Origin of the sequence: Polaribacter sp. Z014, assembly GCF_023555435.1 — a bacterium.
Taxonomy (GTDB): Bacteria; Bacteroidota; Bacteroidia; order Flavobacteriales; family Flavobacteriaceae; genus Polaribacter.
The window spans coordinates 51775-66965 of the sequence record NZ_JALCZP010000020.1; the positions used below are offsets into that span (position 1 = coordinate 51775).

Annotated in this window: 11 protein-coding genes; 7 read left to right on the forward strand and 4 right to left on the reverse strand. The window is 30.1% G+C overall.

Annotation, left to right across the window (positions count from 1 at the left end; all coding sequences use genetic code 11):
* Positions 1-110: 110 nt before the first annotated feature.
* Positions 111-1730, reverse strand: coding sequence for an ABC-F family ATP-binding cassette domain-containing protein (locus MPF19_RS16010; RefSeq protein ID WP_249989240.1), 1620 nt, complete (start codon positions 1728-1730; stop codon positions 111-113).
* 177 nt (positions 1731-1907) lie between these two features.
* Here MPF19_RS16010 and MPF19_RS16015 point away from each other — a divergent pair, with 177 nt between their 5' ends.
* The 3 genes from MPF19_RS16015 to MPF19_RS16025 all read left to right on the forward strand — a co-directional run bounded on the left by MPF19_RS16015 (position 1908) and on the right by MPF19_RS16025 (position 6252).
* Complete coding sequence (locus MPF19_RS16015) at positions 1908-3302, forward strand: hypothetical protein (RefSeq protein WP_249989241.1); 1395 nt, start codon at positions 1908-1910, stop codon at positions 3300-3302.
* Positions 3303-3431: 129 nt separating this feature from the next.
* Positions 3432-5234 (forward strand): DEAD/DEAH box helicase, encoded by a 1803-nt coding sequence (locus MPF19_RS16020; RefSeq protein WP_249989242.1) that lies wholly within the window; start codon positions 3432-3434, stop codon positions 5232-5234.
* 223 nt (positions 5235-5457) lie between these two features.
* Positions 5458-6252 (forward strand): carbonic anhydrase, encoded by a 795-nt coding sequence (locus tag MPF19_RS16025; protein ID WP_249989243.1) that lies wholly within the window; start codon positions 5458-5460, stop codon positions 6250-6252.
* Between the two features lie 227 nt (positions 6253-6479).
* Here MPF19_RS16025 and capB read toward each other — a convergent pair whose 3' ends face one another.
* From capB to MPF19_RS16040, 3 genes are all read right to left on the reverse strand, one after another.
* Entirely contained in the window at positions 6480-7727 is a 1248-nt protein-coding gene (capB, locus tag MPF19_RS16030) for a cysteate-C-fatty acyltransferase (RefSeq protein WP_203394584.1), read from the reverse strand.
* Between the two features lie 81 nt (positions 7728-7808).
* Positions 7809-8804 (reverse strand): cysteate synthase, encoded by a 996-nt coding sequence (gene capA, locus MPF19_RS16035; protein WP_203394646.1) that lies wholly within the window; start codon positions 8802-8804, stop codon positions 7809-7811.
* A 164-nt stretch (positions 8805-8968) separates the two neighbouring features.
* A complete protein-coding gene (locus MPF19_RS16040) occupies positions 8969-11077 on the reverse strand; it encodes a S9 family peptidase (RefSeq protein ID WP_249989248.1) in 2109 nt (702 codons plus the stop codon).
* A gap of 139 nt (positions 11078-11216) precedes the next feature.
* Here MPF19_RS16040 and MPF19_RS16045 point away from each other — a divergent pair, with 139 nt between their 5' ends.
* The 4 genes from MPF19_RS16045 to MPF19_RS16060 all read left to right on the forward strand — a co-directional run bounded on the left by MPF19_RS16045 (position 11217) and on the right by MPF19_RS16060 (position 14964).
* Positions 11217-11540: a YbaB/EbfC family nucleoid-associated protein gene (locus tag MPF19_RS16045; protein ID WP_249989244.1), complete on the forward strand. Its 324-nt coding sequence runs from the start codon at positions 11217-11219 to the stop codon at positions 11538-11540.
* A 5-nt stretch (positions 11541-11545) separates the two neighbouring features.
* Positions 11546-11845, forward strand: a complete 300-nt coding sequence (locus MPF19_RS16050; protein ID WP_249989245.1) for a DUF2752 domain-containing protein — start codon at positions 11546-11548, stop codon at positions 11843-11845.
* Between the two features lie 10 nt (positions 11846-11855).
* Positions 11856-12188, forward strand: a complete 333-nt coding sequence (locus MPF19_RS16055; RefSeq protein ID WP_249989246.1) for a CCC motif membrane protein — start codon at positions 11856-11858, stop codon at positions 12186-12188.
* A 160-nt stretch (positions 12189-12348) separates the two neighbouring features.
* Positions 12349-14964 (forward strand): AsmA family protein, encoded by a 2616-nt coding sequence (locus MPF19_RS16060; protein WP_249989247.1) that lies wholly within the window; start codon positions 12349-12351, stop codon positions 14962-14964.
* Positions 14965-15191 lie beyond the last annotated feature (227 nt).

Consider the following 15191-nt stretch of genomic DNA (forward strand, 5'->3'; position numbering starts at 1 on the left):
ATTCTTGAAAATTTAATCTAAAGAACAAAAAAAGACCCACAAATTTTTAAAATTTGTGGGTCTTTTTTTGTTAAAGTATTGAATATTTGTAAAATCTGTGTCTTTTAAAACTAAGAATACATTTTATCCCTTAATTCTTTAATTTTTGGATCTGATAAATAATCATCAAAAGTAGTATATCTATCGATTACTCCTTTTGGAGTTAACTCAATAACTCTGTTGGCAACCGTTTGTGCAAACTCATGATCATGCGTTGTAAACAATATAGTTCCTTTAAAATTGATTAATGAATTATTTAAAGCTTGTATAGATTCTAGATCTAAGTGATTTGTTGGCTCATCTAAAACTAAGACATTTCCTCTCTTCATCATCATTCTAGACAACATACAACGTACTTTTTCTCCCCCAGAAAGCACGTTACTTTTCTTTAAAGCTTCTTCTCCAGAAAAAATCATTTTCCCCAAGAAACCTCTTAAAAAAACTTCTTCACGCTCTTCTTCTGTTTGTGCATACTGTCTTAACCAATCTACTAAATTTAATTCTCCATCTTGGAAAAAAGAAGAATTGTCTAGCGGTAAGTATGATTGTGTAGTTGTAACACCCCAATCAAATTTACCAGCATCGGCCTTTTCATTATTCGTTATAATTTGATAAAAAGCAGTTACCGCTCTAGAGTTTCTAGAAATAACAGCAATTTTATCTCCTTTATTTAAATTGATATGTACATTATCAAATAATTTTTCTCCTTCAAATTCTTTCGATAATTCTTCTACATTTAAAATCTGATCACCAGCCTCTCTATCTCTGTCAAAAATAATAGCAGGGTAACGTCTACTAGAAGGTTTAATTTCTTCAACATTTAACTTATCAATCATTTTTTTACGAGAAGTGGCTTGTTTAGACTTAGCCATATTTGCAGAAAAACGACGGATAAACTCTTCTAATTCCTTCTTCTTTTCTTCAGCTTTCTTATTTTGTTGTGCTCTTTGTCTTGTTGCTAACTGGCTAGACTCATACCAGAAAGTATAATTACCAGAATAATTATTTATTTTACTATAATCAATATCAGAAATATGTGTACAAACCGCATCTAAAAAGTGTCTATCATGCGATACTACAATAACACAGTTATCAAAATTTGCAATAAAATTCTCTAACCAAGCAATAGTTTCGAAATCTAAATCGTTGGTAGGCTCATCCATTATTAATACATCTGGATTTCCAAAAAGCGCTTGTGCAATTAATACACGTACTTTTTGTTTACCATCTAAATCTTTCATTAATGAATAATGCAACTCTTCAGAAATACCTAAATTAGATAACATTGCTGCAGCATCAGAATCTGCATTCCAACCATTCATTTCTTCAAATTTTATTTGAAGTTCACCAATTTTTTCTGCGTTTTCATCAGTATAGTCAGCGTATAAATCATCTATTTGCTTTTTAATTTTAAAAAGATCCTTGTTACCCATTACTACGGTTTCTAATACTGGGAATTCATCAAAAGCATAATGATCTTGTGTTAATACAGACATTCTTTTACCTTTTTCTAAATGCACCTGACCAGAAGTTGGTTCTTGAACACCTGAAATAATTTTTAAGAAAGTGGATTTTCCTGCTCCGTTTGCACCAATAATTCCATAACAATTTCCTGTTTGAAATTTTGTATTAACATCATCAAACAAAATTCGTTTTCCGAATTGTACAGATAAATTAGAAACTGATAACATACTCTATATTTTTTTAATTTTTGCAAAAGTACAAATTTCATTTATCTTTTACCCCCACATTTCAAACGGTTTTCAATAAATTATACTTCCGTTTTTATAACTATTTTAACAATGAATTAACAACGATAGCTCCTATGAATACCTAACTTTGTTATAAGGTAAAGACCCCTAATGTGTATGATTAAATATCTTCTTCATTTAATTTTATTAATTATGATTACTGCTTTTGTGGGCTGTAGTTCTAATTCTAAAAATACAGCAACTTATTTTGGCGGTAAAATTATAAACCCAAAATCTAAATATGTTGTTTTATTCTCTATGGATAAAGTAATAGATACATTGTATTTAGGTAAAGATCATAAATTTTTAGGAAAATTAGAAAACGCCAATGAAGGTTTGTACTATTTTACGCATGGAAATGAAAACCAATATATATACTTAGAACCTAAAGATAGTTTAATGTTGCGTTTAAACACTTGGGATTTTGATGAATCTATCGTTTTTGCAGGAAAAGGTGCCGAAAGAAATAATATTTTAATAGACTGCTTTTTAGAAGAGGAAAAAGATAATAAAATGTTTTATGAATTTAACAAATTATCACCTAACCAATTTCTTAGAAAAACAGATTCTTTACTTTCTTTAAAAGAGAAAACTTATAAAGAATACACAAAAGATCATACAGAAGAAACAAAAGGTTTTAATAACGTTTTAAAAGTGGCACTTACCTACCCTATTTTTGCTAGAATAGAAAGATACCCAATTGCCAATGTAAAATACAATCATAAAACAGAATTTAGTACCATTAATAATACTTTTTATAAGCATAGAGCGTCTGTAAATATAAATAACGACTCTTTAATGTACTACCAACCTTACTCTAAATATGTAAGGAATTTTCTATACAATATCACCTATTCTTTGGGACATAAACCAATGACCAATGAGTATTCGTCTAGTTTTACAGTAGATTTATTAAAAACAATAAAAAATAAGATAAAATCTGAAGCCTCAAAAAATGCTTTTTTAAAGCAAACAGTTGTCAGTCATTTTTATGAAAAATCTAGCTGCAACGCAAACAAAGAAGCTTTTGAAACTTATTTTAATTTAAGCACAAGTGCAAAAGACAAGGCTCACGTTAGGCAATTACTTTTAGATAGTAAAGTACTAAATAAAGGTCTAAAAATGGTTGATTTTACCATAAATGATTTAACAAACGGAACACACTCTATAAAAAAACTCATAAAAAATAAAAACACTTTTTTATTATTTTGGAATCCAGAGAATACGACACCTATGTATATCTCGTCTAGAATTAATTATTTAAGAAGACAATTTCCTGATGTACAATTTATTCAAATAAAAATTGATGGAAGCGTGCATGACAGAATAAAACACCTAGATATTAAAAGTCAATATTTTATTACTGCCAATAGCCAGGCAAACAATTTCTTAACAAGTAAAATGACAAGATCTATTATTATTAACAAACAAGGAATAATAACAAACGGTTTTGCTTCAATTTCTTCTAAAAAATTGTATTCAGATTTAAAACAATTAAGTATTCCAAAATAATTCATCTTAATTAAAATATTAGTTGTACATTTGCACGATTTTTATTCTGAGTCTAACTCATTAATAATCAGGTCGAATTTATAATCGGGTTTGCAGGTGGGCGTTCTGTGAATCCAAAAAAACACAGTAATGTCAACATTTTTAGAATTAGGTTTAAAAGAACCGATTAACAGAGCATTGACGGATTTAGGTTACGAAAAACCTACCGTAATTCAGGAAAAAGCAATTCCACAAATTATTTCATCTACAGACGATTTAAAAGCATTTGCACAAACAGGTACAGGTAAAACTGCTGCTTTTAGTTTGCCAATATTAGAGCTTTTAGATACAGATAGTAAAAACGTACAAGCAATTATTTTATCACCAACAAGAGAACTTGCAGTTCAAATTGGTAATAACATAAAAGACTTTTGTAAATATTTACCAGATGTTAAAGTAGCTACCGTTTATGGTGGTTCTAGTATGGAAGATCAAATTAGATCTTTAAAAAGAGGTGCACAAATAGTAGTTGGAACTCCAGGTAGAACTGTAGATTTAATTAACAGAAGAGCTTTAAAATTAGGAAACGTTCAATGGCTAGTCTTAGACGAAGCTGATGAAATGTTAAACATGGGTTTTAAAGACGAATTAGATAAAGTCTTAGAAGCTACTCCAGAAACAAAACAAACTTTATTGTTTTCTGCAACTTTTCCTAGAGAAGTTGAGTCTATTGCAAGAAACTACATGACCAAACCAGTAGAAATCACTTCTGGTGAGAAAAATTCTGGTTCAGAAAATGTAAGTCATGAATATTATTCAGTTACAGAAAGAACTCGTTACCCTGCATTAAAAAGAATAGCAGATTTAAACCCTGATATTTATGCAATTATCTTTTGTAGAACTCGTAGAGAAACACAAGAAGTTGCAGACAACCTAATAAAAGATGGTTATAGTGCAGATGCTTTGCATGGAGATTTATCTCAAGGGCAAAGAGATTCTGTAATGGGTAAATTCCGTAAAAAGACAATTCAAATATTAGTAGCTACAGATGTTGCTGCTCGTGGATTGGATGTTACTGAATTAACACACGTAATAAACCACAAATTACCAGACCAAATAGAAAACTATACTCATAGAAGTGGTAGAACTGGTAGAGCTGGTAATAAAGGTATTTCTATTGTTTTAGTAAATGGAAAAGAAAAGGGGAAATTACGTCAGATTGAAAGAATCATTAAAAAGAAATTTGAAGAAGGTAAAGTTCCTTCTGGAAAAGAAATTGTTCAGAATCAATTAATGAATTTAATTGATAAGGTTCAAAATACGGAAGTAAATGAATCTGAAATGGAGGAATTTTTACCAAGTATTTATGAAAAACTAGAATCATTAGATAGAGAAGAATTAATCAAAAAATTTGTTTCTTTAGAATTTAATACAATGTTAAAGTATTACGAAAACTCTAAAGACTTAAATGATTTATCTTCTAGAGAAAACTCTAGAGCGAGAACGGTTAATGAAAACATGACCCGTTTCTTTATCAACATTGGTAGAAAAGATAACTTAAACCCAGGTAAATTAATAGGTTTAATTAACGACCAAAATATTGGTGATAAAATAGAAATAGGTTCTATAGATATCTTAGATACTTTTTCTTTCTTTGAACTTGATAAAAATTTCGAAGACCAAACATTAGAAGCTTTTGCTAGCAATCAACCAGATTTTGATGGACGCTCTGTAAACATAGAGATTACTAAAAAAGAACGTTCTGGTGGTGGACGAAGAGGTGGTAAAAAACCTTTCGGTAAAAAAGATGGAGGTTTTGGAAGACGTAGAAGTTCTGACAGCCCTTCTTCTAGAGGAAAATCAGATAGGAGCTCTTCTGATAGAGCAGATAGAAATACAGGTGGTGGAGACAGAAAATCTGGCGGATTCGGAAGAAGACGTAGAGAACGTTAATCAATACCTAAATTAAATATAAAACCTCATCATTGCAAAATGGTGAGGTTTTTTTTTATCCTAATTAAGCTGTAGTCTTTAATATTTACGAATAAATTAAACCTAATAATTACGAAACCGATTTCTTTATTTTTTTTTAAAATATGACCAAAGTTATAGAAATGCTTTTCATTCTTCTCTTACATTTGTAGTTGAAATCAATCATTACAAAACAATAAAAAAAATGAAAAAGTTTATAGTTACATTCCTAATTTTTACTCTTGTTACTATTACATCTTGTAATTCAGATAAAAAAGAGAAAAAAAATCACCAAGAAGAAAACCATGCCCATTGGACTTATAATGGTGAAACGTCTCCAGAGCACTGGGCAGAAATAGAAAAAAACTCAGATTGTGATGGCAAAAAGCAATCTCCTATTAACATTATAGATATTAACACGAAACCTGTACAACAGAAAGAAAATTCGTTAGATATTTTATATTCGCCTACTACCAAAATAAAACAAGTTATCAATAACGGACATTCCATTCAGTTTAATTTTGAAGCAGGAGATTCTATTCAATATCATGGAGATACTTATTTTTTATCACAAGTCCATTTTCATGAACCATCAGAACACACCCTAAATGGAGTACGTTTTCCTTTAGAAATTCACTTAGTTCATAAAAGTAAATCTAATAAATACACCGTAATGAGTATTTTGGCCAAAGAAGGAGCGGAAAGTCAGTTATTTGAATTTTTTGAAAGCTTCTTACCTATAGAAGAAAATAAAACCAAAGAAATAGACCAATCTTTAGACTTAACAACTTTGTTTCCTAAAAACAATGATTTTTACGCTTACGGAGGCTCTTTAACAACACCTCCTTGTACCGAAAGAGTAAATTGGGTTGTATTTAAAGACCCAATTATTATTTCTGTAGATGAAGTGTTAAAATTAAAAAGCAACATGCCTAAAGACAATTACAGAAACGAACAACCTCTTAATGATAGGATTGTTTCTTTAAATATACAAAAGTAACAGTATATAGAGTCATAGTATTTTAAATTGTCATTGCCAAGAAACAAAGTATTCTTTAAAGTATAGAGATTACAAAACACTTCTTCGCAATGACTTTTTTTTATAAGAGCATATTATAAATTAGTTGTAGCTCTCTAAGAAAAAATAAAAGATGTAATAACACCTTAGTAAACGCAAAAAACCGAGCTAATAGCTCGGTTTTAAATTTAAATCTCTATATAAAATAATTACATCATTTCTGCTGCAATCTTTTTATAGGTTCCGTTTTCTAATTTTTCTCTAATTGCAGAAAAAGCAGTAATAGTCTCATCAATATCTTCTTGCGTATGCGTAGTTGTTGGTATCAATCTTAATATGATTAATCCTTTTGGTATTACGGGATATACTACAATAGAACAGAAAATTCCGTGATTTTCACGTAAATCATTCACCATTGCCATAGCTTCCGGTATTTCTCCTTTTAAATAAACAGGAGTAATACATGTTTGTGTAGTTCCTAAATCGAAACCTGCAGCACGTAAACCCGATTGTAACGCATTTGTATTTCTCCACAATGCTTCTTTTAACTCAGGCATTGTACGTAACATATCTAAACGTTTTAATGCACCTTTAACCATTGCCATTGGTAATGATTTTGCAAACATTTGAGAACGCATATTGTATTGTAAATACTGAATTACTTCTTTATTCCCTGCAAAAAAAGCACCAATACCTGCCATAGATTTTGCAAATGTAGCAAAATACACATCTATTTCATCTTGTACACCTTGCTCTACACCTGTTCCTTTACCGTCTTTACCTAAGGTACCAAAACCATGTGCATCATCTACTAATAATCTAAAATTATATTCTTTTTTAAATGCAATAATTTCTTTTAAACGACCTTGTTCTCCACGCATTCCAAAAACACCTTCTGAAATTACAAGAATTCCTCCACCTGTTTTTTCTGCCATTCTTTGAGCACGCTTAATGTTTTTCTCAAAACTTACCATGTCATTGTGCTTATACACAAATCGTTTACCAGCATGTAGACGAACACCATCTATAATACATGCATGCGTATCCATATCGTAAACAATAACATCGTGTTTTGTTACCAAAGCATCAATAGCAGATACCATACCTTGATATCCGAAATTCACTAAATAAGCGGCTTCTTTTTCTACAAAGGCAGCACATTCTTGCTCTAACTGTTCATGAAATTTTGTATGTCCAGACATCATTCTAGCCCCCATAGGATACGCCATACCGTGTTCTGTTGCCGCAGCTCCATCTACCTTTATAACCTCTGGATGATTTGCTAAACCTAAATAATCGTTGATACTCCAAGTAACAACTTTCTTACCATTAAAAGACATTCTATTAGAAATAGGTCCTTCTAATTTAGGAAAAACATAATAGCCTTCTGCTTGTTTTGCCCATTTACCTAAGGGACCTTTATCTGCTTCTATTCTTTCAAATAAATCTTTTGTCATGTGATATTTTATTATTGTTATTCGAACAGCAAAGAAACTGCTTTTTTTGCAGTTAATCAAATGTGTCCGTGTCTATTCTATTTACAAAAAATTGTTTTCTTTCATCCATACATCGTTATAAATTTTATTCATATAACGAGATCCATGGTCTGCGAAAATTAGCACTACCATGCTATCTTCTGTAAACATATTTTTTGCTGCATATTGTTTGGTAGCCTGCATTACTGCTCCGCTAGTATATCCAGGAAAAATACCTTCTTTCCTTACAATATTCCTAGCTTCTAATGCCGCTTCTTTATCAGATACTTTTTCATATATATCTATTACATCAAAATCTGTAGCCGTCGGGATTAAATTTTTACCCAATCCTTCAATTTTATAAGGACTTACCTCATCTAAATCTAGCTCTTTCGTTTCGTGGTATTTTTTTAATACAGAACCAATAGCATCAACTCCTAAAATTTTAATATTTGGATTTTGTTCTTTTAGGTATTTTCCGGTACCAGAAATAGTTCCTCCTGTACCACTAGCCACCACTAAATGAGTTATTTTACCTTCAGTTTGTTGCCAAATTTCAGGTCCTGTACTTCTGTAATGAGCTTCAATATTTAGCTCATTAAAATACTGGTTAATATAAACAGAATTTTTTGTTTTTCTATGTATTGCTTTCGCTACTTCATAATAAGATCTTGGGTCTTCTGGCGCTACGTTTGCAGGACAAATATGCACCTCTGCTCCCATCGATTTTAGTAAATCTATTTTATCTCTAGAAGATTTATCACTTACCGCTAAAATACATTTATATCCTTTTACAATACTTATCATTGCCAAACTAAAACCGGTATTACCAGAAGTTGTTTCTACAATAGTAGCTCCCTTTTTAAGGATCCCTTTTTTTTCTGCATCTTCTACAATATGTTTTGCTATTCTATCTTTAGCAGAATGACCTGGATTAAAAGCCTCGAACTTAGCAAAATAAGCACCTGGTAGATTTTGAGTAATCTTATGAAGTTTAATTAGCGGGGTTTCACCTACTAAATCTAATATTGAATTGGTAATTCCTTTGTTTCTCGTCATTCTATCACTATTCTCAAAGTAAATGTCATTACGAGACAACGTGACGTTTTTAGCCATTTTTACTAAAAAATAGCTTCGTTACGCTCGTAATGACACTTATTTTATCTTTGATTCTAGCTGCAAAAGTACGGTTAATCCTTAAATACTGAAACTGTTTTTAAGACTTAATTTGTTTTTGCTTCTATTTTATCCTCTAAGGCTAAAAAGAAGGTGTACATTTTAGCTGTTTCTTTTAAAGCATCAAAACGTCCAGAAGCACCTCCATGTCCTGCTTCCATATTAGTTTCTAACAATAATAAATTATTGTCTGTTTTCAACTCTCTTAATTTTGCAACCCATTTTGCAGGTTCCCAATATTGCACTTGAGAATCATGAAAACCAGTCGTTACCAAAATATTAGGATAGTTTTTTGCCATAACTTGATCATAAGGTGAATACGATTTTATATAATCGTAATATTCCTTATCATTTGGGTTACCCCATTCGTCATATTCTCCAGTTGTAAGCGGAATACTATCATCTAGCATCGTAGAAATAACATCTACAAAAGGTACCGATGCAATAATTCCGTTATATAATTCTGGGTTCATATTTACAATTGCTCCCATTAACAAACCTCCTGCAGAACCGCCCATTGCATATAAATGCTCTGGTGAAGTGTAATTATTATCAATTAAATATTGAGAACAATCTACAAAATCGTTAAAGGTATTTTTCTTATTCAACATTTTACCGTCTTCATACCATTCTCTTCCTAAATACTCACTTCCTCTAATGTGTGCTAATGCATACACGAAACCTCTATCTAATAAACTTAAACGTGTGGTAGAAAAGCTATCTGGTATGGTATATCCGTAAGAACCATAGGCATATTGCAATACAGGAGTATTACAATTAAGCTCTGTATCTTTATGATATACCAAAGAAATTGCTACCTCTTTTCCGTCTCTTGTACTTGCCCAAACACGTTTACTTATGTAGTTTTCTTTGTGAAACTTTCCGCCTAAAACTTCTTGTTCTTTTTTAATTTCTTTAGATTGATCTTTCATATTAAAATCAATTACAGAACTTGGTGTTGTAAACGAATTGTAAGAATAACGAATTACATCCGTATCAAAATCTGGATTCGCATACACGCCTACAGAATACGTTTCTTCATTAAAAGGTAAGTAATAATCTTTAGTTTCATCCCAACGTTTAATACGTATTTTATTTAAACCATTGGTACGTTCTTCTAAAACTAAATAATCTTTAAAGATAGAAAAGTCTTCTAGTAAAGTATCATCTCTATGCGGAATTACATCTACCCAATTCTCTTTAGTTGTATTTGTAATTGGGGTTTTCATCAACTTAAAGTTGATGGCATTATCTTTATTAGTTAATAAATAAAAATAATCTCCAAAATGTGCTACACTATATTCTAAACCTCTTTCTCTAGGTTGCAACATTGTAAATACTCCCGTTGGGTTATCTGCATCTAAATACTGTGCCTCTGTAGAAACAGTATTGTAAGAACCTATAATAATATATTTATCAGATTTAGATTTCGTTACATACGTGCCAAAGGTATCATCCTCTTCATTAAAAACCTCAACATCTTCAGATGTTGGCGTGCTTAAAACATGCCTATAAACACTTGAACTACGTAAAGTTACAGGATCTTTTTTGGTATAAAAAATAGTTTTATTATCGTTAGCCCAAACGGAACCACCTGTTGTATTTTCTATAATATCTTTATAAATTTTGCCTGTTTCTAGATTTTTGATTCTTAAGAAATACTGTCTTCTACTTACTGTATCTGTAGCAAAAACAGCCAATTTATTATCCGAAGAAATATTTAAACCACCTAATTGATAGTAATCGAAATCTTTTGCCATTTCGTTTACATTAAAAAGCACTTCTTCATCTGCTTCTAAGTTTTCTTTTTTACGGCTATAAATTGGGTATTGATTACCAATCTCATATCTCGTTATATAAAAATAACCATTGTCTTTATAAGGCACAGAAGAATCATCTTCCTTAATTCTACCTTTCATTTCTTCGAATAATTCTTCTTGAAATGGCTTTGTATAATCTGTTACTTTCTTATAATAGGTGTTTTCTTCCTCTAAGTAATCTACTACCTTCTGTGTTTCTTGGTCTTTATCTATGGCATTTTTTTGCTCATCAGACAAGCGCATCCAAAAATAATTATCTATTCTAACATCTCCGTGTTTCTCTAACTTTGTAGGCTGTTTAATTGCTACAGGAGTTTTTGCATCTGTACTTTTCATGTTCTTATTTTTACAAGCGGTTGCAAATGTAAGGCTTAAAACAAAGAAAGGAATAACTATTTTTCTCATTTTTAGATGATTTTAATTCCTTATAAAAATACTAAATTTGTAACGAACTAAATTTTAATCATAAAAAACAATGTTAGGAGACTTATCTGGAATGATGAATAAGCTGAAAGAAGCTCAGCAAAAAGTAGAAGAAACAAAAATAAGATTAAATTCTGTTTTGGTAGATGAAGTAGCTGCAGACGGCAAACTAAAAATTACATTAACTGCAAATAGAGAAATAAAATCGATTTCTATTGATGATGCTTTACTTGCTGATGCAGAAGAATTAGAAGACTATTTAATTCTTGCTTTAAACAAAGCTTTAGAAAAAGCAACTAAAATTAACGAAGCAGAAATGGCGGTTGCCGCTAAAAGCGGTATGCCAAACATACCAGGAATGGATATGTTTAAATAATACACATGTTTTTAACCACAAATGATTACTTATTGCCTTGCCTAAATAAATCGCTCTTTGGTATAGATTGCCCAGGTTGCGGAATTCAGCGAGCTTTTATACTGCTTATAAATGGAGATTTTGTCGCCGCTTTTAAAATGTATCCTGCAATTTATACCCTACTTTTATTCGGGGCTTTTGTAGTAATCAACTATAAAGTAAAGTTTAAAAACACCAAGAAAATTATAATATCATTTACCACCATAAACGTGCTTATAATTGTAATTAGTTACTGCATTAAAATGAAAGCTTTATATACACTTTAAAAAAATAAATATGGAAAAACAAAACTTACCAAACGCTACCACGTCTTTAGTACTTGGCATTTTATCTTTAGTAACTTGTATTTGTTACGGAATTATAGGATTGCCTTTGGGTATTATTGCTCTAGTATTAGGAAACAAAGCAATAAAAGAATATAATGAAAACCCAGAAAATTACAATAGTGCAAATAATGCCAACGCCGGCAAAATAATGGGAATTATTGGTATTATTTTAAATGCTATTTTTATCCTTTTTATTGGTTGGTTCTTTTACAAAATTGGCTTAGAAGCCTTAGAAGATCCTGCTTTGTTAGAACAAAGAGTCAATGAAATATTTGGTCAATAAAACCAAATCGAAAATAGTATTTATAATACTGTAATTCTTTATAAGAATTACAGTATTATTTTTTATCTACCATTCTTATATATTTAACGTAGTCTAAACATATTTACAAGCGCCTAAATTGTATTTTTGCATCTGACAAATTTTCAACTGAAAAAAAAAGATGATAAATACTGATAAAAAGAAGAAATCAATAGGAAAAAGAATTCTAAAATGGGTTTCTATTTTTGTGCTACTGCTTATAATAGCCACAATTTCAATCCCTTTTTTGTTTAAAGATAAAATTGTAGTAATGGTTACCAACACCATTAACAACAACATAAATGCTACCGTAACTTTTAAAGATGCAGACCTTAGTTTGTTTAAAAACTTCCCATCTTTAAGTTTAACCGTTAATGATTTGGCAGTTGCTAACAAAGCTCCTTTTGTGGGTGATACTTTATTTAATGCAAAAGAACTAAGCTTAGCTTTAAATATTACAGAACTTTTTAAAAAATCTAACGAAACACTTGCTATTAAAAGTATTACTTCTAAAGAAGGTGATATCAATATTATATTTGATAAAAATGGAAATGGGAATTTTGATATTGCCATTCCTACCAAAGAAACTACAACGACAAGTGGCGACAGTACTTTTTCTTTAAACATTGACTCTTATGAATTGCAAGACATCAATTTTAATTATTTAGACAGAAGTACAAACACAAAAATGAGTTTAGATAGTATTTACCATACTGGAGAAGGAAATTTTGCTAAAGAGGTGTTTAATTTAGATACTGAAACAACAGGTTATGTGTCTTTAGATTTAGACAAAACCAACTATTTAAGTAAAGTAAAAGTGTCTTTAGATGCTATAATTGCTATCGATTTAAAAAACAGCAAATACACGTTTAAAGAAAATACAGGTTACATTAATCAATTACCTTTAGAGTTTGATGGTTTTGTTCAATTGGTTGATGAAAACCAATTGTATGATCTTAAATTTAAAACTCCTACCTCTTCCTTTAAAAATGCTTTGGCCTTGTTACCAAAACAATATGCTGGTAATTTAGAATCTATTAAAACGGAAGGTAATTTTGAGGTAAATGGTGTTGTAAAAGGAACCTTTTCAGACAAGACAATTCCTGCTTTTGACATAGAAATCATCTCTAAAAACGCCTTATTTAAATATGCAGATTTACCTAAATCTGTTACCAATATAAACATAGACACTAAAATAGTTAACAAAACAGGACTTATAAAAGATACGTACGTTGCAGTAAATCAATTCAACTTTAAAATTGATGAAGATACTTTTGCCGCTAACGGAAACTTCAAAAATATTACTACAAATCCGTATATTAATATAACAGCAAAAGGAACTATTAATTTAGCAAACATTGGTAAAGTTTATCCTGCTCCTTTAGAACAAGAATTAGAAGGGATTTTAAATGCCAATATTTCTACTAACTTTGATATGAATTCTATTGATAAAGGAACGTACCAAAACATTAAAAATTCTGGAAACTTAACACTTAGTAATTTTAAATACGATGGTAAAGATGTTGCCAATACTTTTTATATTGATAAAACATCTATCAATTTTAATACAAACACTATAAAATTAAACGAATTTAATGCTAAGACAGGAAGTTCTGATTTAGCAATTAATGGAAATCTAGATAATTTTTATGGATTTATTTTTAAGGATGAAGTTTTAAAAGGAAACTTTGCCTTAAATTCAAATAATTTAAAAGTTGCAGATTTTATTACAGAAGGAGAGACATCAGAAAAAACAGCAACAACATCAACCTTAAAAATACCTGCTTTTTTAGATGTAACACTTACTGCAAATGCTAAAAAAGTAGTGTATGATAATTTAAACCTAACCAATGTTTCTGGGCAATTAATAATTCATGATGAAATGGTGGATTTAAAAAACCTAAAATCTGATATTTTTGGAGGTAATATTGGTTTAAACGGAAACGTTTCTACCAAAGAAACTACTTCTAGCTTTAAAATGGATTTAAACTTAAGTGAATTAAATATTTCTGATTCTTTTACAAGTTTAGACATGCTAAAAGCCATTGCTCCAATAGCAAAAACCATTGAGGGTAAAATAAACTCTACCATTACCGTTTCTGGAAATCTAAATAATGATATGACTCCCAATTTAAATACGATTACGGGAGATTTATTAGGTCAGTTATTAAATACTAAAATAAACACAAGTAACTCTAAAGTATTGTCTGCATTAAGTAATAATGTTAGTTTTTTAGATGTTGATAAATTAAATTTAGATAAAATAAAAGGAAACTTTTCTTTTAAAGATGGTAAAGTTACCGTAAAACCTATTCCATTAAAATACAACGATATTAATATAGAAATTGGCGGAACACATGGTTTTGATCAATCTATGAATTACAACCTTGTATTTGATGTGCCTGTAAAATACTTAGGTTCTGACGTTACCAACTTAATAGCAAAACTAACAGCTAAAGATGCCTCAAGTATTAAAAGTATTCCGGTAAACGGAACATTAACGGGGAGTTTTAATAGCCCAAAATTCAGTTCTAATATTAAAGACGCTACGGCCAACTTAGTAAAAGATTTAATTGAAAAGCAAAAAAATCAATTAATAGATCAAGGAAAAGATAAACTGAAAGATTTAATTGGTATGAACACTAAAAAAGATTCTACCAGCACAGAAACTGCAAAAGATAAGGTTACCGATAAAGTAAAAGATGTTTTAGGTGGTTTATTTGGTAAGAAAAAGAAAGATACTGTTAAGAAAAATTAAGTTACACACTTTGTAAATTATAAAAACTCAGGTTCAGTAATTAACCTGAGTTTTACTTTATTATTTATTCAAGTAATAAAAAAATTATAGGATTTTATATTAAAGGACAATCTAATATTTTACTAAAAGATAGGTGTAATAGACAAAATGGTTGGTAAAATCTTCCTTATCCCTTTTGTTTATTAGCTTTGAGGCAAATCAAAGGTTTTGAATAAAAAAAATGTAAA